Source organism: Rahnella sp. R3(2024) (assembly GCF_042920125.1).
GTDB lineage: Bacteria > Pseudomonadota > Gammaproteobacteria > Enterobacterales > Enterobacteriaceae > Rahnella > Rahnella rivi.
This window is the reverse complement of sequence record NZ_JBHGBU010000001.1, coordinates 2,591,133-2,611,464: the sequence shown is the minus strand read 5'-3', so window position 1 is coordinate 2,611,464 and position 20,332 is coordinate 2,591,133. Positions and strand designations below refer to the sequence as shown.

The 20,332-nt window shown below is 54.7% G+C and carries 23 protein-coding genes; 7 read left to right on the top strand and 16 right to left on the bottom strand.

Going from position 1 to position 20,332, the window contains the following annotated elements:
* The first annotated feature begins 9 nt into the window (after positions 1-9).
* The 4 genes from hpf (at position 10) to npr (ending at position 2,068) form a co-directional block, all read left to right on the top strand.
* The gene (gene hpf / locus ABSH60_RS11845) at positions 10-297 is read left to right on the top strand and encodes a ribosome hibernation promoting factor (RefSeq protein WP_056776250.1); all 288 of its coding nucleotides are present in this window, start codon (positions 10-12) and stop codon (positions 295-297) included.
* A gap of 109 nt (positions 298-406) precedes the next feature.
* The gene (gene ptsN, locus ABSH60_RS11840) at positions 407-877 is read left to right on the top strand and encodes a PTS IIA-like nitrogen regulatory protein PtsN (protein ID WP_056776248.1); all 471 of its coding nucleotides are present in this window, start codon (positions 407-409) and stop codon (positions 875-877) included.
* A 67-nt stretch (positions 878-944) separates the two neighbouring features.
* Positions 945-1,799: an RNase adapter RapZ gene (gene rapZ, locus ABSH60_RS11835; protein WP_056776246.1), complete on the top strand. Its 855-nt coding sequence runs from the start codon at positions 945-947 to the stop codon at positions 1,797-1,799.
* Positions 1,796-2,068 carry a PTS phosphocarrier protein NPr gene (gene npr, locus ABSH60_RS11830; RefSeq protein WP_056776243.1) on the top strand — a complete coding sequence of 91 codons (273 nt, stop codon included), beginning with the start codon at positions 1,796-1,798 and terminating at the stop codon, positions 2,066-2,068. Before rapZ ends, npr begins: the two co-directional genes overlap by 4 nt.
* 118 nt (positions 2,069-2,186) lie before the next feature.
* On the opposite strand, the gene ABSH60_RS11825 is transcribed toward npr, so the two are convergent.
* The 10 genes from ABSH60_RS11825 to ABSH60_RS11780 form a co-directional block, all read right to left on the bottom strand.
* Positions 2,187-4,106, bottom strand: coding sequence for a transcription antiterminator (locus ABSH60_RS11825; protein WP_056776240.1), 1,920 nt, complete (start codon positions 4,104-4,106; stop codon positions 2,187-2,189).
* 79 nt (positions 4,107-4,185) lie between these two features.
* Entirely contained in the window at positions 4,186-5,385 is a 1,200-nt protein-coding gene (locus ABSH60_RS11820; protein ID WP_390974081.1) for a beta-propeller fold lactonase family protein, read from the bottom strand.
* A gap of 117 nt (positions 5,386-5,502) precedes the next feature.
* Positions 5,503-6,243 carry a KDGP aldolase gene (locus tag ABSH60_RS11815; RefSeq protein WP_390974079.1) on the bottom strand — a complete coding sequence of 247 codons (741 nt, stop codon included), beginning with the start codon at positions 6,241-6,243 and terminating at the stop codon, positions 5,503-5,505.
* Positions 6,240-7,367 carry a DgaE family pyridoxal phosphate-dependent ammonia lyase gene (locus tag ABSH60_RS11810; protein WP_217204474.1) on the bottom strand — a complete coding sequence of 376 codons (1,128 nt, stop codon included), beginning with the start codon at positions 7,365-7,367 and terminating at the stop codon, positions 6,240-6,242. Before ABSH60_RS11810 ends, ABSH60_RS11815 begins: the two co-directional genes overlap by 4 nt.
* Positions 7,357-8,490, bottom strand: coding sequence for an amidohydrolase/deacetylase family metallohydrolase (locus ABSH60_RS11805; RefSeq protein WP_390974077.1), 1,134 nt, complete (start codon positions 8,488-8,490; stop codon positions 7,357-7,359). Before ABSH60_RS11805 ends, ABSH60_RS11810 begins: the two co-directional genes overlap by 11 nt.
* An 80-nt stretch (positions 8,491-8,570) precedes the next feature.
* Positions 8,571-9,218, bottom strand: coding sequence for a DUF4310 family protein (locus ABSH60_RS11800; RefSeq protein ID WP_056776229.1), 648 nt, complete (start codon positions 9,216-9,218; stop codon positions 8,571-8,573).
* Positions 9,219-9,230: 12 nt separating this feature from the next.
* Positions 9,231-10,007 (bottom strand): DUF4311 domain-containing protein, encoded by a 777-nt coding sequence (locus ABSH60_RS11795; RefSeq protein WP_056776226.1) that lies wholly within the window; start codon positions 10,005-10,007, stop codon positions 9,231-9,233.
* 32 nt (positions 10,008-10,039) lie between these two features.
* Positions 10,040-10,339, bottom strand: a complete 300-nt coding sequence (locus tag ABSH60_RS11790; protein WP_047605601.1) for a DUF4312 family protein — start codon at positions 10,337-10,339, stop codon at positions 10,040-10,042.
* Positions 10,339-10,704, bottom strand: a complete 366-nt coding sequence (locus ABSH60_RS11785) for an SFCGS family glycine-rich protein (RefSeq protein WP_056776224.1) — start codon at positions 10,702-10,704, stop codon at positions 10,339-10,341. The genes ABSH60_RS11790 and ABSH60_RS11785 overlap by 1 nt, the downstream gene beginning before the upstream one ends.
* A 48-nt stretch (positions 10,705-10,752) precedes the next feature.
* A complete protein-coding gene (locus ABSH60_RS11780) occupies positions 10,753-11,103 on the bottom strand; it encodes a PRD domain-containing protein (protein ID WP_056776222.1) in 351 nt (116 codons plus the stop codon).
* Positions 11,104-11,501: 398 nt separating this feature from the next.
* Between ABSH60_RS11780 and rnk the strand changes: the two genes are divergently transcribed.
* Positions 11,502-11,912: a nucleoside diphosphate kinase regulator gene (gene rnk / locus ABSH60_RS11775; RefSeq protein WP_056776220.1), complete on the top strand. Its 411-nt coding sequence runs from the start codon at positions 11,502-11,504 to the stop codon at positions 11,910-11,912.
* Positions 11,913-12,548: 636 nt separating this feature from the next.
* Here the strand turns inward: rnk and cybC are convergent.
* Both cybC and pmbA read right to left on the bottom strand, forming a co-directional pair.
* Complete coding sequence (cybC, locus tag ABSH60_RS11770; RefSeq protein WP_390974073.1) at positions 12,549-12,935, bottom strand: cytochrome b562; 387 nt, start codon at positions 12,933-12,935, stop codon at positions 12,549-12,551.
* A 147-nt stretch (positions 12,936-13,082) separates the two neighbouring features.
* On the bottom strand, positions 13,083-14,423 hold the full coding sequence (gene pmbA / locus ABSH60_RS11765) for a metalloprotease PmbA (protein ID WP_122094468.1): 1,341 nt from the start codon (positions 14,421-14,423) through the stop codon (positions 13,083-13,085).
* 217 nt (positions 14,424-14,640) lie between these two features.
* Between pmbA and yjgA the strand changes: the two genes are divergently transcribed.
* The gene (gene yjgA / locus ABSH60_RS11760) at positions 14,641-15,192 is read left to right on the top strand and encodes a ribosome biogenesis factor YjgA (protein WP_056776213.1); all 552 of its coding nucleotides are present in this window, start codon (positions 14,641-14,643) and stop codon (positions 15,190-15,192) included.
* A 36-nt stretch (positions 15,193-15,228) separates the two neighbouring features.
* On the opposite strand, the gene ABSH60_RS11755 is transcribed toward yjgA, so the two are convergent.
* The 3 genes from ABSH60_RS11755 to ABSH60_RS11745 form a co-directional block, all read right to left on the bottom strand.
* Entirely contained in the window at positions 15,229-15,522 is a 294-nt protein-coding gene (locus tag ABSH60_RS11755; RefSeq protein ID WP_056776209.1) for a barstar family protein, read from the bottom strand.
* Between the two features lie 5 nt (positions 15,523-15,527).
* A complete protein-coding gene (locus tag ABSH60_RS11750) occupies positions 15,528-15,977 on the bottom strand; it encodes a ribonuclease domain-containing protein (protein ID WP_390974070.1) in 450 nt (149 codons plus the stop codon).
* 94 nt (positions 15,978-16,071) lie between these two features.
* Positions 16,072-17,532, bottom strand: coding sequence for a succinate-semialdehyde dehydrogenase (locus tag ABSH60_RS11745; RefSeq protein ID WP_390974068.1), 1,461 nt, complete (start codon positions 17,530-17,532; stop codon positions 16,072-16,074).
* A 184-nt stretch (positions 17,533-17,716) separates the two neighbouring features.
* Here ABSH60_RS11745 and ABSH60_RS11740 point away from each other — a divergent pair, with 184 nt between their 5' ends.
* On the top strand, positions 17,717-18,310 hold the full coding sequence (locus ABSH60_RS11740) for a maltose acetyltransferase domain-containing protein (RefSeq protein WP_390974066.1): 594 nt from the start codon (positions 17,717-17,719) through the stop codon (positions 18,308-18,310).
* A gap of 60 nt (positions 18,311-18,370) precedes the next feature.
* Here ABSH60_RS11740 and aaeB read toward each other — a convergent pair whose 3' ends face one another.
* Complete coding sequence (aaeB, locus tag ABSH60_RS11735) at positions 18,371-20,329, bottom strand: p-hydroxybenzoic acid efflux pump subunit AaeB (protein ID WP_390974064.1); 1,959 nt, start codon at positions 20,327-20,329, stop codon at positions 18,371-18,373.
* Between the last annotated feature and the right edge of the window lie 3 nt (positions 20,330-20,332).

The window sequence follows — 20,332 nt, the reverse complement described above, 5'->3', positions numbered from 1 at the left end:
GAAGACATTATGCAGCTCAACATTACCGGACATCACATTGAGATCACCGATCCCCTGAGAGAATTCATCACGATGAAACTGGCGAAGCTCGAACAGTATTTCGACAGGATAAATCAGGTGTATGTGGTGTTAAGCGTTGAAAAAGTGCAGAAAATCGCGGAAGCGACGCTGCATGTGAACGGAGGCGAGTTGCATGCCACCTCGGAGCATCAGGATATGTACGCAGCGATTGACGGCCTGGTTGATAAACTGGCGCGCCAGCTGAACAAACATAAAGACAAACTGAAACAGCACTGACATTCATGTAGCCAACCCTGTGCTACACACCTTCGGGCATCGGCTTGTGACCTTCGGGGAACGAGCCGATATAGCTTTAAGGGTGAATCAGTGCAAAAGTGAAGATGACATGATCAACGATACTGCAATGCAATTAACGTCGGTGCTGAATGCCGAATGCACCAAAAGCGGCGTTCATTGCGCCAGCAAAAAACGCGCGCTGGAAATCATCAGCGAACTGGCTGCCAAACAATTGAATTTGTCGCCACAAGTGATTTTCGACGCCATTTTGACCCGTGAGCGTATGGGCAGCACCGGGATCGGTGCCGGGATCGCCATCCCGCACGGCAAGCTGGAAGAAGACACATTACGCGCCGTCGGCGTGTTTATTCAGCTCGATCAACCGATCGCGTTTGACGCTATCGACAATCAGCCGGTGGATCTCCTTTTTGCCTTGCTGGTTCCGGCAGATCAATGTAAAACCCACTTACACACCTTGTCTTTAGTGGCCAAAAAATTGGCTGATAAAACAGTGTGTCGCCGTCTGCGCGGAGCGCAAAGCGACGAAGAACTGTTCCAGATAATGACAGAAAACGAATAAATTGATGATTCCCGGCAACGCGCCGGGAAAGTGAATTCTGAACACTGAATGCCAGGGGAGTGACACCATGGTGCTGATGATTGTCAGCGGCCGTTCCGGTTCCGGGAAGTCGGTTGCCCTAAGGGCATTAGAAGACATGGGATTTTACTGTGTGGACAATCTGCCGGTGGTTTTACTGCCGCAGCTCGCCCAGACACTTGTCGAACGCAATACGTCTGCCGCCGTCAGCATTGACGTGCGCAACATGCCAGAAACACCGGAAGTGTATGAGCATGCGATGTCACAACTGCCTGAGAGTTTTTCGCCGCAGTTGCTGTTTCTCGACGCAGACCGCAATACCCTGATCCGTCGTTACAGCGATACCCGTCGTCTGCACCCGCTTTCCAGCAAAAACCTGTCCCTTGAAAGTGCCATCGATGAAGAAGCCGATCTGCTCGAGCCATTGCGCTCCGCAGCCGATCTGATCATCGACACCTCAGAAATGTCGGTTCATGAACTGGCAGAAATGCTGCGTACCCGTCTTCTGGGCAAACGTGAGCGTGAACTGACGATGGTCTTTGAATCCTTTGGCTTCAAACACGGCCTGCCGATTGATGCCGATTACGTGTTTGACGTGCGTTTCCTGCCAAACCCGCACTGGGATCCGAAACTGCGTCCGATGACCGGCCTTGATAAACCGGTGGCGGCGTTCCTCGATCGTCACACCGAAGTGCACAACTTTATCTACCAGACCCGCAGCTACCTCGAACAATGGCTGCCGATGCTGGAAACCAACAACCGCAGCTATCTGACCGTCGCCATTGGTTGTACCGGGGGTAAACACCGTTCGGTGTATATCGCAGAACAACTGGCCGACTATTTCCGTTCCCGCGGGAAGAATGTGCAATCCCGCCATCGCACGCTGGAAAAACGCAAATCATGACGGTGAAACAAACGGTAGAAATCAAAAACCGGTTAGGCATGCACGCCCGTCCGGCCATGAAGTTGTTTGAACTGGTGCAGAGTTTTGAATCGGAAGTGATGCTGCGCAATGGCACAGGCATAGAAGCAGAAGCCAGCAGCGTGATAGCACTGCTGATGCTCGATTCCCCGAAAGGTCAGCAGATCGAAATCGAAGCCACCGGCCCCGATGAAGAGCAGGCGCTGACGGCAGTTGTTAATCTGATCAATTCAGGATTTGACGAAGACTAAGACTCCTCACTCTTAGTCATTGGCGTTGCAGCAAGGCAGCCAGGGAGAGAGCCCCGATGAGCTGACATCAGTCAGTGATTCGGGTGAACGAACGCCGCTGCGGCGTCAGGGCCGCAGGCTAAATGCGGGAAAGGCAATCTATTGCAATGGCCTTGAAGCTTTCAAAATTTTCACTGCTCAGTAAACGGCTCATCGAACGCTCCCGCACAAACGTCACGAACAAATCGTAAATCGCCATCGCTTCTTCGTAATCGGCCTTGCTGATGGCCAGCAGGAAAATCACGTGCGCCGTCTCCCCTTCTCCCCAGGCAATGCCCTGCGGCGAGAGCAGCGTAATCACCACCGTTTTCTTCGCCAGCAGCCCCAGCGAGTGCGGCAGCGCAATGCCTTCGCCCAGCATGGTCGAAACGATTTCCTCACGCTCCACCACCGACGGATAAAACGCCTGATCGACATATCCCTCGGCCTCCAGCTGCGAACACACATGGCGGAATAATTCCGCCTGAGTCATCGGCTCGTTGACGATCATAAAGTGTTTTTCGTCGAAGAATTTTTCCAGCATATAAGGCCGTGTGCGATCGACCAGCACCAGCTTGCCGAGCTGTTCCATCTGGTATTCGGTCGGGAACGGCGACAGCACCACCACCGGCTTATTCTTCTCGCTGATACGGGCGTTGGAGATAATAAAATCTTCGTCGATGTGTTCCAGTTTCTCGTAATCGCGCAGCGTCACAATCTGTTTCATCACCAGCTGCGGATACTTACGGCTGATCTGCGCCTGGATCATGCGGATGGTCGAATTGCCGGTGTCGCACACCAGCATCACCTGCGGATGGCGCTGATAACCGATATTGTAATGCCGCTCCAGCCCGACGCCGATGTGCAGCACCAGAAAACCGATCTCGTTTTCGCTGAGCGTATACGGCGTGTATTTCCCCCAGCTGGACACCGCCGCCAGCGTGACGTCATAGGCCATCGGATAATGCTGTTTGATGTTGTTCAGCAGCGGGTTGGGGATATTAATCTGGTATTTCACCCGCGTAATCATGGTCTTGATGTGCGTCAGCAGGTCGGCGCGCAGCTGCTTATCACCCTGAAGATCATAGTTATAGTGCGAGTTGATATACGAAAGAATGTAATCGACCAGCGATTCGTCATCGTCGGCATTAATGTCGGTCGGCAGAATTTGCTGCACGCGACGGGCGGCGATATTCACCCGCAGATAGGCTTCTTCAGAAGCCGGGATCTCCTTGCCGACGAGATTTTTCAGCTCGGCTGCCAGCCGTACAGAAACCTGTTTCACCGCAGGATCGCCGTCTTCGGCATCAAAATCCGTCAGCGGATAGCCGCCGGTAATGCGCTTGATGGCAACCGCGCAATAGAGGATCAGATACTGCTCGCCTTCATCGGTCAGCTGAATGGAGGACTGCGTCAGCAGCTGATGCATAAAGCGCGTCAGCGGCACCAGCGCTTCCGGCTCCAGACTTTCCGCTTTCAGCAGCGGATTCGCCTGTTCTTCAGCATCCAGCTGGAACAGCAGATCGGTCAGACAGGCGCGGATCGCCAGTTCTGCACCAAACAGCTTCATGCCATAACGCGGCTTGGTTTCAATATTCAGGTGGTAGCGCGCCAGATGCTCCCTCACCTCAGCCATATCATTTTGCAGGGTTCCCCGGCTGACAAACCATTCATCGGCCAGATCTTCCAGCTTGAGTGAAAAAGCTGAGGTCAAAAAGCGGATCAGCAACGTTTTCACCCGTTCGGCGGCGGTGCGCGGCGTCGGGTTCGGTTTACGTTGTGTCGTGTGCTGTAACGACGAGAACAGCGCCTGATCGTCGATTTTCAGCTGATACCCGCTGCCACGGCTGTGAACAAAGCTTGCACCGTAGTCGGCGATGATTTCGTTGAGCGAGGTGATGTCGGCACGCACGGTACGCGTTGACACCGCCAGACGCTTCGCCAGCTCGTCCTGAGGCAGGGTTTCGGTCTGTAACGCGTCGAACAATTGCGCCAGCCGTTGATTGGGAAATCTCACCATGGTTTTTCCAGTTCGTTTCAGCGAGGCCCCGTCCACGGCAATGACTGGCTGTGGACGGGGTTTGTTTCTGCTGCGCCGGTTAAGGCGCAATCACCATTAGCGACGGACTGCCGACCGCCACGTAGCTGTCGACAAACGTCAGTTTGCCGCTGTCCGGCGATACCTTGAATGTAGTGATGTTATCGCTTCGTTGATTCATTGCGTAAATATATTTGCCATCCGGCGACAGGGTCAGCGTTCTCGGGTAATCGCCCCGCGTCCAGGTTTCCCCGCTCCAGGTCATCGCGCCTTCGCCGGTCACGGTGATCTGCGCAATGCTGTTGTGCAGGCGGTTGGCCACGTACAGATGTTTGCCGTCTTTGCTCAGCACGATGCCTGCCGCAAAGTTGGTGCCTTTAAAACCGGCGGGCAGCGAGGACAGGCTGTGCAGTTCCGTCAGCGTGCCTTTGCTTGCATCAAAGCGATAACTGGTCAGCGTCGAGGCTTCTTCGTTGATCAGGAAAACCACGTGGCCGTTGGGATGGAAAACAAAATGACGCGGCCCGGCGCCTTCCGAAGAGGCTTTGATGAACGGCGGATCGTTAGCTTCCAGCGCGCCGCTCTCGCCGTTGAGTTTCCACTGATAAATCCGATCCAGCCCAAGATCCGTGGAGAAGGCGAACTTACCGGAAGGATCGGTGGCGATCATATGCGCGTGCGGCCCGTTGTGGTCGCTGATGGCAAAACTGCCTTCCGCGGCGGTGGCCGGTTTGCCCGCGCCCGCCGGGCCGGCATCCTGCTGGCTGTTACTGGCTTCGCTCAGTTTTCCGCTGGCCTCCACCGGGAATACCGCCACCACGCCGCTGATGTAGTTCGCCACCAGCAGATGTTCGCCTTTAGGCGTCAGTGACAAGTACACCGGCCCCGCGCCCTGTGAATCCACCTGATTAATCAGCGTCAGGCTGCCGTCTTCTGGTGAAATGCGGTAAGCCGCCACGGATCCGTGTTTACCGCCGTTGTAATTGTCAGTTTCACTGCCGATAAACAACGTTTTGCCGTCGTGGCTGAGTACCATCTGCGCCTGATTGGGCAACTGGCTGGCGAGGGTTTTATCACTCAGCGCACCGGTTTTCGGATCGAATGTAAAGCGGTAGACACCTTCCCCGTTCGGGTTGTAGGTGCCGACATAAGCAAAATGCGAAGTCGTCGAAGTCATTGTTTTTTCTGCTGCATAGAGCGGCATGGCAGACACTGCCAGCATCGCGGAGGTTAAACCTGAAATCAGAAACCAGTTTCTCATACATTTCCTCAGAATTTGGGACTGTCAGACAAGAGAACCCTGCACCCGCGCAGTGAACGGGGGATGCAGGGTGTTTAACCGCGCAGACGGCTTACCGCGCAGGAAAGGTCAGAACCTTCAGCCCAGCAATTTTTTGACGCTGGCCAGCAGGGTTTTCACATCCTCAGGGCGGGTATGACCCGACGCGCTGTCGATGATGGAACTGTAGATATGCGGGATGATTTTGGTCACGCCCGCCGCCAGCGCGATGTCCATAATCGGCTCGAAGTTTTCTAAATCGATGCCGCCGGTCGGCTCCAGCCAGAAATCCTGTTCCGCACAGGCACGGGCCACCGCCGCGAATTCATCACAGGTTTTCAGGCCGCCCATCGGGAAATATTTCACCGAGCTGCCGCCCATGTCTTTGAGCAGCGCAATGGCGGTTTCCACCGGCACGATGGCGTCAGCGGAGGCTGAACTCAGCGGCCCGGTATTGATCTTCACGAAGCCGACTTTACCGGTCGGAGAAATCAGACCGTTGACCACGCTGTCGTTTTGCCCGAGCATTCCGCGGCTGGTCCCGACGCCGGTGAAAACCTGATTCACATGCTGCGGCTGAACCTGCGCAGAAATCTGGCTGACCATCAGCGACTGACGCGGATCGCCCGCGCCCAAGCCAACGGACAAGGCGTTTTCAATCAGTGCGGCGTACTCTTTCATGTCCGCCACCGCGCTCGCGACATCCGCATAATTTTTGGACAGCACGCCGACCAGCACATGACCTTCTGCCGCTTCATAAATCTCGCGGGCATTGTCTTTTGAACCGGCAAGCACGTTCAGACATACGCGGTCACGGTAGAAATTCGGGGTCAGCTTCATGCTTTTTCTCCGCTGAAAAGTTGTTTAAAACGCTCTGCAACGATGGCGAGCTGCGGCGGCGTCACGCTGCGCACATCGACTTCGATCTTGCCTTCGTTGGCGCGATAGCCACGGAAATAAATGGCGATATCGCCGTTCTTCATGGCGTCCACAATGGCTTTGGTTTTCCAGCCGAGCACCGCTTCATCAAAGGTGATTTCCGTACGGGCGATATCACGCCCGGCGCTATCCCAGACCACACGCCCCGAGACGCCGTTGATGTCATTCAGGCTGGCGATAAATGGCGTCATTTTGTCGACCATTTCCTGCCCGGTGGTTTTCGGCAGCGTGATATAGCTTTCAATCGCCTGCGTCAGGCCGAGAATGCCCTCTTTGCCGACTTTCATCGCACGGCCAATGCCGCCCGATTGCAGTTTTACCCATTCGACATACTGTTTTTTGCCGAGCACCAGACCGCTGGTCGGCCCTTCAATGGCTTTTGCGCCGCTGTAGATCACCAGATCCGCGCCCATCTCGTAATAGCAGGTCAGGTCTTCTTCTGCGGCAGCATCGACGATCAGCGGCACATTATGCGCACGCGCCACTTCGGCGGCTTCCGCAACCGACAGAATGCTTTTCTGCACCGAGTGGTGCGATTTGATGTACATGATGGCCGCCGTGCGCGGGGTGATGCAGGCAGCAAGCTGCGCAGCGGAACATTCGTTGGCATAACCGGCTTCAACAATTTTACCGCCGCCCAGGGTGATCATCGTGCCCACCGGCGCGCCGAAATTCACGTTATGGCCCTTTGGCAGCACGATGTCGTGCGGGATTTCCAGCGGCGCGGCGTGCAGGTTTTCCAGCAACCAGGCGTTATCTTTGACGATCACCGCCGCCACCGACTGCGCGATCCCGGCAGAAGCACAGGAAACCACTACGGCGTTTTCGACGTTCAGCAGTTTCGCGATGTATGCGCCGGTTTTGTTCACCAGGTCTTTCATCTCAAAATAATGATTCAGACCGGTATTCACGACCGCGGCAACTTCCTCGCGCGGCGTGGAAACCCCCAGCGCCGTCATGCGGCCTGAGGCGTTAATGACTTGTTTTAACTGATACTTTTCATACAGAGATTGTTCAGAAGACATGAGCAGATTTCCCTTCTTCGGTTAACAGGGTGACGCCCGCGACCACAGCGGCCAGAGGCACCAGCAAACTTTCGCCCTTCACGGACTGTCCTTCGGAATCGACAAACACCTGCGGCGCAAAACGCTGCTCGAACAGGGTCAGGTCGGCGTCAGCACCGATTTCCAGACGGCCTTTGGCCGGCAGGCGCAGCGCGTCAGCGGCGTGAGAGGTCACGCAATCAATCACCTGCGGCAACGTCATGCCGACGCTAAAGAATTTCGACATCACCGTCGCCAGGCTATGCACCGGCCCGTTAATACGGTTACGGCAATAAATATCGGAGCTGATGGTGTGCGGCAAAATGCCCTGCTTAATCGCCAGCTCCGCCACCTCAAAACTGAAACTCGCGGTGCCGTGACCGACATCCAGCAGTACACCGCGGCTCAGCGCACGTTTAATCGAATCGCGCAGCACGCCTTCCGGCGAGAGAATGCGGTTCGGCTTGCCGTTATAGCAGTGGGTGATGATGTCGCCGGACGTCAGTAAATCTGCGATTTCATCGAGGTTCGGCGGGTTATTACCGATATGCACCATCAGCGGCAGGTCATCGTTTTCCTGCTGAATTTCTTTGGCGCGCACCAGCGGTTTGATGCCGTTCTGGCCGACCACGCTGCTGCTCATACGCGCTTTGATCCCGATGATAAAACCGGGATTTCGCGCGATGGCGTCACGCACGCCGACTTTGTCGATCTGCGTCATATCCGCCAGCTCGTTCTGCGTCACAATGCCGGTGCGGGCGATATTCAGAAATGCGTAGACGTTGGTTTTCGCCGCACGGGTAATCTGATAGAAATCGTCGACATCATTGGCGCCGGTGCTGCCGGCATCTGCGACGGTGGTGACACCACAGGCGACGCCAATCAGGTCGGCGTCGTCATGATAAATCGGCGATTTTGGGTAACAGTGAACGTGGGAATCGATCCAGCCAGCGCTGGCGTAAATCTTGCCCTGAAGATCGAGCGTCTGGCGGGCAGTGGCATCGGCTGCCAGCGTGCCAATGGCGGCGAATTTGCCGTCCTGAATTGCAATATCTGTCAGGCTGCCGTCTGCGCGTAATGCCTGGCGGATGATTAAGTCATACATACGACGTTCTCCATAATGCCGGGCGTCAGGAGTGTTCCCGACGCCCGCTTTACTGCTGATTTGCTTCTATGCTGCTGTTCTTACAATGAAACCGGGAAGATAGCGCCCAGGATCATGGCACCGAGGATCGCGCCACCGGTGATTGGCTTCTGCCACAGATAGAAACCCAGTGCGCCGAGCAATGATCCCAGACCGATTGGAATCGAGGCCGCCATGGCTGACAGGATAATCAACGGCCCGAGGAAGCGGCCGGAAGCATTACCCGCGCCCATCATCACGTCAGCGCCGTAGGTCGAATTGCTCTGATTGATGGTGAATTTACGCGCCAGAATGATGATGTAACCGACGGCTAAACCGAGGATCAGACCGGTCACCAGCGAAGCCGCGAAGTTCGCCACCGGGAAGACAAACCCGGCACCCAGCAGCATCGCCGGAACGCCCAGGCCGATACCGGTCTGGATGGCACCGCCGATATCAAGAATACCGACCAGTGACCCTTCGATGATGCGGGCAAACAGGAAGCTGGCACCGAAGGCCGCCACTGCGCCGTACACGCCGGTGTCCATACCGGAACGCAACATCGATACAAACGCCACTTCGTTAAACGCGCCGATGCCGTACAGGTAATACATGTGTGTCCCGGCGAAAACGCCCGAGGACAGCAGTCCGACAAAAATCGGGAACGACCACTCGGCGTACCAGAAACCACGTTTGGCTTGTTCTTCCATTGTCATGCTCCCTTACTTACCGCTGAGTGAGTTGTGAATGCCGTTCAGCCATGTCGGGACGTCCAGCATGAATGACTGCAACAGTTTGACGTCGAAACCACGGAAGAAACCGCTGAGGACGAACAGCGCGATAATCGCCGCCATCATCACTTTGGTGACGTGGTTCCAGCCGCTTTCTTCAACACCTTTACCGATGAGGATACCCAGCACCAGACCCGGTACGGCGTTACCCATGATCATCTGCGCCAGACCGCCAAAAATGGTGGCCCAGAAACCGGAACGACGCCCTGCATCAATCGCCGCCAGCCAGAAAATCACCGGCATGACAGTGTTCACCAGCAGGTTTGCCGCAGGCACCAGCACTTTAATTGCCGTGACCTGCAACGCCGGAGGAACGGCGGACGCGGTGGTGTTGAGGAAGGCCACCACAATCATGCCGATGATGCCGCCGGCAATCGCCATCTTGCGTGGGTCATGCATGGTTTCAGCGACATTGCGGTTTTTGAACATCAGCGCCGCGGTCGCCCAGTGAGGAATGATGCGGTGGTCAACGTCCTGTGTGAAAGAACCTGCCGCAACGGAAGATGCCCAGGCGTTAAAGAAGAAGCCCAGACCAAATGAGAAATGCGAAGCCGGATCGCCTTCGCAGGAGTTTAATTCCCCAAGCGTACGAAAAGCCCCCATCCCTTGCACGGTAGGCGCATGGAACATACGTGCAGCACCCGCACCTACGCCCACGCCAACCAGTCCGCCGATAATAAGCGACTTAAATAAAATAATTAAAAACATCAGTATATCCTTGTCATTTATAGCTAACGTTTTTATTTCGTGACAAAAACTACCTGTTCCGTATTAATAACAGTCAGGTTGACGGTAATGTCTAACGCCACGTAATAACTCTTTCTTTCCCTGGCCAGAAAAAAGAACAGAAACTTTTCTCTTTTAACGGACTCTTCTGCTTTTATTACCTTGACGTCCTGCGGTTCAATGCGCAGCAAGACATTATTCGCCGAAGATTTGAGAACCGTTCTCTGAACCTGACTCAGCGCGGAAGAAAAGGCGGCAGCCTTATTTTCGCCCTTTCCTTCAACCCGAACTGTCGTGGTTAATTGTTGCTTCATTACGCCTGACCATACTTCTTGTTATAAGCTTCAACCAGACGCTGACCCAGCTCTTCTTTATCCATAAATCCGAACCCTAATACTAAACAGCCTTCGTTAATTGCCGTGACGCCTTCATCCACTGAGCGCATCCCGTATTTGGCTTTATATCCGTATTTGTTTTGTGCGGTAATCGCACCTGCGCCGCCACTGCCACAGAAAGAAATACCTAAGCTGGCCCCTTCTGCTTTCATCACGTCGCCGAGTTTCATATCTGCTGCCATGCCTGGGACAACAATGGCTCTTCCGCCAGCCGCTTCCACGCCTGCCGCCACTTTCTGGCCTTTACCTAAACGGTCGCCGATCACAATTAATACTTGTCCCATAATTCACTTCTCCGGATTAATTAATTCGCTTAATGTTCAGTAAAAATATTATTTCGGCTCGTTGTCTCTTGCGACTTCAAAATGCACCGAGAGCAAATAGGCTTCCTCAATCGGTAAATTTCCGAACTCGCTGACGACCTCTTCTGCCATTTGCATGGACTCGGCAGAGATTTCATCAAATAACTCTTTTTCTACGTCAGGTAACGGTTCGCCGGTAATTGAGCGTAATACCATGGCTTTCACGTGTGACGTTAACATCTGCAACTGAACATCTGTAGTGTAGATATTCTTCGCACTTTGCATCGTCTGAATATCTTTTAAAACTTGCTCTGTTTTCGCCGCAGCATCTTTCAATTCAATCCGCCCGGTTCCCTTCACAGATGCGCTTGCGTTATTCACTCGCGTTTACCTCTCTCCTTGCCTGACTCACTATTTCAGCCGTTTATTTCTTCTGTCTTTACCCTAACCCCGCACAGATTTCCTGTGTAGAGGGTCTTTTTCCAGTTCGAAGTGGAAATACGGTGCCCTGAGCGGATCCAATTCGCAAAACGAAAAGTTAAGTCGTCATATCACTGAATATTGCAGGGTGTAGCAGCGTATTTCACTGGTAATCGGAATTTTCGCAATGCGGATTAATTCCCTCACAGCGCTTTCATTTCTGCTGAAGAGTGCCTAGTATCAAAGAACACATGCAAATCACCGACACCCCTGCGCTCACCCGCGGGGGTGTTATTTTTTGCCGACCGGCACCCCACTCGCATGAAGCGGGTGATGCAAAAGGAACCATGGAGAATGTTATGAGTAAACCGACACTGATCATCAATGAACTTGACGCAGAACGCCTGGACACACTGCTGGCACAACCTGCGTTTGCCAGCAGCCCGGTCGCCGACGCCCTGAATGAAGAGTTGGATCGCGCTGAGATTTTGCCGCCCGAGCAAATCCCTGCCGACGTGGTCACGATGAACAGTAAGGTGCGCTTCACAGAAGGTAAAGACGGCGAAGAACACATCCGCACGCTGGTGTATCCGGCGGCGCTGAAAGACAGCAACGAACAGTTGTCGGTGATGGCTCCGCTGGGCGCTGCGCTGCTCGGCCTGCGCGTCGGCGGAAGCATCACGTGGGAAATGCCCAATGGCGAGAACAGCCGCATCGAAGTGCTGGAGTTGTTGTTTCAGCCGGAAGCGGCAGGGGAACTGAGAAGTTAAGGTTTTTTTGGCAGGGGGCGCTGCAATGGCGGCCTCGTTGAGTACTGAGAGTACAGAGAGTACTGAGAAAGTTTCGGTTTCTCACGTGTGGTGATCGCTTAACTCGCAGCGCCGAAACCGACCAAGAGAGGGAAGTGCTTTCCCTCTCTTGGATCTCTCCCCGCTTTTTTACTGCGCGCTATCGCTGGCAAGATGGACATGTTCCATAGCAACAGTGAGTGGCGCAAAATGTCATCGCTGCGCGATTCCCTCATTTCAGGTTTCGAGCCTCAGGTCTCGAACCATTCATTCGGTGCCATTTTTGAGCACGCCATTAAGCTTATTTAAAAGATGAAAACAATCTGCCGTTGAATTTAATATCGTGCGGGCGATTCAGGGATCTTGCTGAGCGGGAGGTTCGAGACCAGAGGCTCGAAACCCGGGAGAAGGCACCGCGTAGCGGCAAGATTTCCAGCCTGTCGTAGTGATACCTGAAACATAGCCAGCGAGCGGAGCGCGCAGTTTACGACGTGGAGATCCCAAAGAGGGCTCGTCTTAGCCCTCTTTGGTCGGTTTCGGCGCAAGTGGCCGTGTGATCACCGCGATTGAGAAACCGAAATTTTCACCGCTTTAAGCCGTTGAGAAGCGGCCATCTGCCTATTTAAACTTCTTGTGATTCTCGTTCCGGGTCGCTTTAAACCCTTCCGCTTCTTTCTTCGCTTCATCCACTTTACCGGCTTTCGCCAGTTCAGATGCCTTATCAATCTGGCCGATCAGCGTATCCATGCCTTTGTGGTAATCCTGCATTTCCGGGCTGTCCGGCGCTTTGCCTTTCAGTTTCGGCGGCGTGGCTTTTTTCGCGTCTTCGGCAGCCGCTTTCATGTTTGCCAGCCCCGTGGTCAGTTCGGCCTGATCGTTGGTTTTCAGCACTTTGCCGTAGTTATCGGCAATCGTGTCCATGTCCGTTTCTAAATCTGCTGCCAGAACTGCCGTGCTGCTTCCCAGCATGGCTAACACCGCTAACGCCATCAGTTGTTTACGCATGATCTTTCTCTCTATTGTTATTTATTTGTTTAATAAAACGACATTGCTTGTAAGGCTTTATAAAAATAGGCTGAGAGAGAGGAAAACGGGATGAATTTTTTGTAAAGAATTGAGGCAGCGGTCGGGCGACCGCTGCTTTGGGGAGGGTTATTCGCCGGCGATTTTCATTGCCGGTAACAGCACGGAACCACACTGGATATTGCTGCGGGTTTCGATATCGCTGCCGATGGCGACCATATTGCGCCACATGTCTTTCAGATTGCCGGCAATGGTGATTTCGCTCACCGGATATTGAATCTCACCGTTCTCGACCCAGAAACCGGCTGCACCGCGCGAATAGTCACCGGTGACGCCGCTGACGCCCTGGCCCATCAACTCTGTGACGACCAGACCTTTGTCGAGCTTACGCAACATACCGGCGAAGTCATCACCCTGACCGGCAATGCGCCAGTTGTGGATGCCGCCTGCGTGGCCGGTGGTTTGCAGGCCAAGCTTGCGGGCGGAATAACAGGTCATCAGCCAGGTTTGCAGTACGCCGTCTTTGACGATATCGCGACGCTGCGTGCGCACACCTTCACTGTCGAACGGCGTGGATGCCAGGCCCTGCAACAGATGCGGATGTTCTTCAATCGTCAGCCACTCAGGCAGGATCTGCTCACCTAGGCTGTCGAGCAGGAAGGACGATTTACGGTAAATGCTGCCACCGCTGATGGCGCCCACCAGATGGCCGAACAGACCGGTCGCCACTTCGGAGGCGAACAGCACCGGCGCATGCATGGTGGGTAATTTACGCGGTGCCAGACGCGAAAGCGTGCGGCGAGCGCACTCTGCACCGACCCATTCCGGGTCTTTCAGGTCACTCATTTTGCGGGCAATGGAATAGGCGTAATCGCGTTCCATGTCGCCTTCGTGTTCAGCAATTACTGACGCGGAAATCGAATGACGCGTCGAGCAGTAACTTTGCAACATGCCGTGGCTGTTGCCGAATACGCGGATGCCGTAATGGCTGTTGAAACTGCCGCCTTCGGTGTTGGTGATGCGTTTGTCGGCTTTCAGCGCAGCCTGTTCTGCACGGGCTGCCAGTTCGATACTGCGATCGGGATCCAGCTCTTCCGGGTGGAATAAATCCAGATCCGGCGCATCAAACGCCAGCATCTCTTTGTCGGCCACGCCTGCGAACGGATCCGGCGACGTGTAACGGGCGATATCCAGCGCGGCCTGCACGGTGCGGGAAATGGCGTCCGGGCTGAGATCGGTAGAAGACGCGCTGCCTTTACGGTTCTGATAATAAACGGTGATGCCCAATGCGCCGTCGCTGTTGAACTCAACGTTCTCGACTTCACCAAAACGTGTACTGACGCCGATACCGGTGGTTTTACTGACCGCCACTTCTGCAGCATCTGAACCCGCTTTTGCCAGTTCCAGAGCCTGAGATACGGCTTGTTCGAGAGTTTTACGCTGCTGCGCAACTTGATTCACTACGTTCATCGGCATGCCATCGCTTATGAGATAAAAGGGATTGTTCTACACTGAGACAGAGAAACTTATACTTTTGAGTCTAACAGAGACTCGCCATAATTTCGCATTGCGTGCGGCGTTGATCAGACCGAAGTTGCAACAGAATAGCCATCTCTGTGGCATAATGCCGCCGAAGCAATAAAGCACAATCAAACTGACAGGATTACCTCGTTAAGAGGAAGCGCCCATGACAAAGAAAATTGACGACTGGCTCGATGACGTTCCCGAGAATAATGAGAACGACGAAGATGATGAGATCATCTGGGTCAGTAAAAGTGAAATCAAACGTGACGCCGAGGCGCTGAAAGATCTCGGTGCAGAAATGGTGGATCTGGGTAAAAACTCCCTCGATAAACTGCCCCTGGACGAAGATCTGCGCGCCGCTATCGATTTAGCGCAGAAAATCAAGAAAGAAGGCCGTCGCCGCCAGCTTCAGCTGATCGGTAAAATGCTGCGTTCGCGCGACGTTGAACCGATTGAAACTGCGCTGGATAAACTGAAAAACCGCCACAACCAGCAGGTTTCGCTGTTCCATAAACTGGAAATGCTGCGTGACCGTCTGGTCGAAGAAGGTGATGATGCGGTGCCAACGGTGCTGGATTTATACCCGACAGCTGACCGTCAGCAACTGCGCGCCCTCATCCGCAATGCGCAAAAAGAGAAAGCGACCAACAAGCCGCCGAAATCTTACCGCCAGATTTTCCAGTATCTGCGCGAGCTGGCTGAAGGCCAGGAATAAAAAACAAAAACCCGCTTTGATGGCGGGTTTTTCTTTTCAGACTTTGGCTTTCGCAACCGGTTTATCGACCTGATTCAGCCGCAGCTCACCTTCCAGCTCTTCTTCCGCCTCTTCAAACAGCAAAATCAGTGCACCGAACCGCCGTTTACGGCTGGCATTCAGGTTGATGAAATCCACTTCAACCGGCAGTGCGATCCCGCCCGTTACTTCATCCCATAGTGCATCCAGATTCGCGCCGAAGCTGTCAGTCAGGGAAAACTGACGGACAAACTCGCGATAGAATGCGGGTAAATCCGGGATGTGATTAAAATCGAAGCTCACTTTTTTCATCGACATTACTCCACCCGAACAAAATGTTGATAATGGTCGCGGCTGACGTAAATCAGACCGTCGCTGGCAAACAGCAACCGGTCAGCGCCACGACGTCCGCAGCGATAGTTGATATCCGCCTCACGCCACACCCGTTTGCTGGCTGCCGGTAAACGCCCTTCCCGGTTAGAGAAACGGTCGCCGCCAATGGCTTTGCCCGGCAGCACATCGCATAAATTCCCGGCACGCGCATCCCAGCCGGCTTCGCGGGCTTTTTTCTTGGTGATGTAATTGTCCGGCAGACGCTGGTGTTGACGCACATAGCTGACCACCGTTTTCTCGTCGGTGCCTGACACGATTGTGCCCTGATTGTATGTCGATTTTGCGACAGCCTGCCCGGCCATGCCCGACAGCCCAAGGATCACCGCCGCCGTCATCATCAGCGTGCGCGAACGCAGCCCGTTAAATACCTTCATTGACGTCCTTTGTGCTTTGCCGGAAAGCACCGTTTCCGGCCCTTTGTTTGCTACTGATTATTGTTAACTAAAAGCGGCTTTCTGAAAAGACGACTTATAGATTTCCTAAATGTAACGTTTTCACCTGCAAATACTCTTCCAGCCCCAGCACCGATCCTTCACGTCCCAGCCCGGATTCTTTCACGCCGCCAAACGGTGCCGCTTCGTTGGAAATCGCGCATTCATTCACGCCAATCATGCCGCTTTCAATGGCGTCCGCGACGCGGAAAATACGTTGCAGATTCTGGCTGTAGAAATACGCCGCCAGCCCGAAAGGCGTGTCGTTGGCGCGCTTAATCACTTCTTCTTCCGTTTTGAAACGGAAACAGGCGGCAAGCGGGCCGAAGGTTTCTTCCTGCGCCACTTTCATGTCGTCGGTGGCATCAGCAATCACCGTCGGCTGGAAGAAGTTACCGCCGAGTTTATGACGCTCACCGCCTTCCATCAGACGCCCGCCCTTCTCCAGCGTATCTTTGACGTGGTCTTCCACTTTCTCCAGCCCTTTGATGTCTATAAGCGGCCCGACGATAACGCCGTCGTCCATGCCGTTGCCGACCTTCAGTTTGCGGACTTCTTCCACCAGACGCGTCACGAAAGCATCGTAAACGCCGTCCTGTACGTAGATGCGGTTGATACAAACGCATACCTGCCCGGTGTTTCGGAATTTACAGGTGACGGCCCCTTTCACGGCAGCCTCGAGATCGGCGTCGTCAAACACGATATAAGGCGCGTTACCGCCCAGCTCCATCGACACTTTTTTCATCGTATCGGCGCTGTTGCGCACCAGCGTTTTGCCCACTTCCGTCGAACCGGTAAAGGAGACTTTGCGCACTTTGTCGCTGGCCATGATCGCATCGCTGATGGCATGGGTATCACCGGCCACGCCGTTGATCACGCCGTCCGGTACACCGGCGTCTTTCGCCAGTTGCAGCAGGGCGAAGGCCGAGAGCGGCGTGTTATTGGCCGGCTTGATAAGACCGGTACACCCTGCTGCCAGCGCAGGGCCGAGTTTGCGGGTCAGCATCGCCAGCGGGAAATTCCACGGGGTGATCGCCGCCACCACGCCAACCGGTTCGCGGGTCGCCAGAATACGTGAACCGGATTTCGCCGGAGGGATGATTTCGCCGTTGGCGCGCTTGGCTTCCTCACTGAACCATTGCAGATAACTGGCGGCGTAATCGACTTCGCCCAGCGCCTCTTTCAGCGGCTTACCCTGCTCCGCCACCATCAGCTCGCCGAGAAACTGTTTGTTCTCCAGCATCAGCTGATACCAGCGGTACAAAATTTCAGAACGCGCTTTGGCCGTGGTTTTTCTCCACGCAGGGAAAGCCTCGCTGGCGGCCTTGATCGCTGCTTCGGTTTCCGCTTTTCCGGCTTTCGCCACTTTGGCGACGATCTCTCCCGTGGCCGGATCCCGCACATCAAACGTCGTTTTCGCCTCGTGCCATTTCCCGCCGGTGAAATAGCCGGTCTTAAATAAAGGATGTTTGGACAGTTTTTGGTATTGGGCAGACATGGTAAATCCTCCTGACGTGCGCCGTTTAAAGCAGTGAATAGCAATAAGTATAGCGGCTTAAGAGGAAGCGTCTCTCAGACAGCACTGAGAGACACAGGTCGCAAAGTCGAATGTCACACGTTCACAACGTCATAGCCGGTCAGTAAACTGCGTGATGAATCACCCATTGATTAAGGAAAAAGGGATGTCGACACGCATAAAAATGAACATCGGTGAGCTGTATACGGACATGGGCGAAGGCTTGCCGGAGGAGCGCCGTGCGGGAAAGGAGCGGGTGTATGATTACAATCTGACCCGCCCGTCAGAAGAAGAGACACGCCAGCGGATGCTCAAAGACATCATGGGCAGCCTGGGCGAGAACGGCTGGATTGAGCCGCCGTTGCGCGTCGCTTACGGCACACACACTCACATCGGTAAAAACTTCTACGCCAACTTCAATCTGACCCTGGTGGATGACGCCACCGTGACCATCGGCGATAACGTGATGTTCGCGCCGAACGTGACGCTCGCCACCGCCGGGCACCCGATCGACCCGGACATCCGCATCACCGGGCAACAGTTCTCGCAGCCTATCGTTATTGAAGACAACGTCTGGCTTGGCGCGGGGGTGATAGTGAATCCTGGGGTGACGATTGGCCGTAACAGCGTGATTGGTGCGGGCAGCGTGGTCACGAAATCTATTCCTGCCAACGTGGTCGCGGCGGGCGTGCCTTGCCGCGTCATGCGTGCCATCAGCCCGGAAGATCGCCACGCCTTTTTGACCTCAGAACGTGAATAATAAAAAAGGCCGGTGCGTTACCGCATCGGCCCTGTGGTCTTTACGCCGGTAACTACCGGCTTATGCCAGGAATGAATGCTGATAGCGGTGCAGCATGTCAGTCAGGCGACGAACCGGTTCGGTGACTTTAAGCGGCGCATCGTACTCGACCAGTTTTTCCTGATACTCGCCCAGCTCTTTCAGCAGACGCTGATAATAGTACGTCCGTTTCCCTTCGCCCGATGACGACACCACGTGGTCTGCCGTATTACGGATTTTCTTATGGAATGCCGACAGTTCATCGTTCACTGGCACTTCCGCCATCTTCATCCGCTGATGCGCGATAATCAGCATCAGCGCCAGACGGTATTTACCGATGTCATTCGGGAACATCACCAGCAGCTGGTTGAGCTGATGATAGAGCGCCGGAAGATGGTTTTCGCGGCGGCGATAAGCCTTGGTGGTCAGTGCCGACACCGCGCTGCTCATGAAGCGGTTGAGCAAGGTACGGCCCGTTTTTTCGCGCGATTTATCGCGAATAATCAGCAACACCGCCATCGCAATCACCGTCCCAATGGCCTGCCCCATCGCGCTATCCAGAAAAGCAGTAACGTTAAATTTCATCGGGTTACTGAGCACCAAAATATTGATGGTGCCCGCCAGCAACCCGAGCATACCGAGGCGGCGCTTGGTCACTTCGATACCGATGAAGAAGGTGAAAATCCCCAGCATCAGGCACAGCAGGAACAGACTTTGCTGCGTGGCGGGCATGATCAGCATAAACATCATCGAACCCACCGGAATAGCCAGCAGCATACCGACGATGAAATCCATCGCCATCCCTTTTGGGTTAGGAGTGCGCATCGCCAGCGAGGTCACGACAGCGATGATAATCACGCAGCCGCTGGCCGAGGTCCAGCCGGTCCACAGCCACATCAGGCAGCCGATAGCGGTGGCGGTAAACGTTCGCAGACCGTTGATCATCGCATGATGGCGCTCTGCCGACACAGGGCGCACCACCACTTCGCCATCGAGTACGCCGCTTTCTATGGTGCTGATACTGCTGTTGGTCTGGATGCCTTTCATCAGCAACAGCGCGCGGGTGCCCGCACCGGTCCAGGCGCTCAGGGTTATCAGGACGTTATCGCTGTGCGAGCCGGTGATGGCCTGCCGTAATTGTTTCATCCGGCGGTGAACATCTGCCACCGTCTCCGCCGGTTCATCGAACATCATTTTCAGTTCCGGCGATAACCGTTCCGGCGTGCCTTGCAGGATCAGATAGGTTTCGCAGGCCTGAGTGATCATGCTCAGCGACGTGCTGTGCAGCGCTTTCAGACGCCGGTTACAGCGCTGCCAGCGTGACGACTCCATCATCAGGCTGCTGCGCATACCGTTCAGCGCCGTGGTGCTCTTCACCAGATTATTCCACGATTTATCAATGTCTTCTTTCGACGCGTTGTTCACGCAAATCCGCATCAGCGCGAACTGGTCGAGCATCAGCTGGCTAACAGCGCGGTCGATATCTTTTTTGATAGAACGGGGAGAAAACAGTAAGTCAGCGACGATGGCGCAACAAATCCCAAGGACGATTTCACTGCACCGCTCCACCGCAAACTGCGGCGTTTGCAACGGCGCCGACGCGGAAGTCACGACGATAATCAGTGCGGTATAACCCGCCAGACCCAGCGCATACGAGTTCTCGATGCGCACCAGCGATGACCACCAGGTGCAGACACCCGCCCAGATACAGCACAACAACAGCATCACTACCGGCGCGCGCGCCGTGGCAATCACAATCACCAGCGCCGCGATACAGCCGATAAAGGTGCCGATCACCCGCAGAAAACCACGGTGGCGGATTGCCCCGGCGAACGGCTCACCGCCGGCGGCCAGCGCCGGGCCGGAGGTCACGATGGCGGCGGTCATGGCCGACCAGCGCGGGGTTTCGAGTTGCAGATAGAACCCGAGCACCAGCGCGCCGAGGATCGCGAACGTCAGCTTAAATGCAAAACGCACGCGTGGGATAAGTACACTATTCATTTT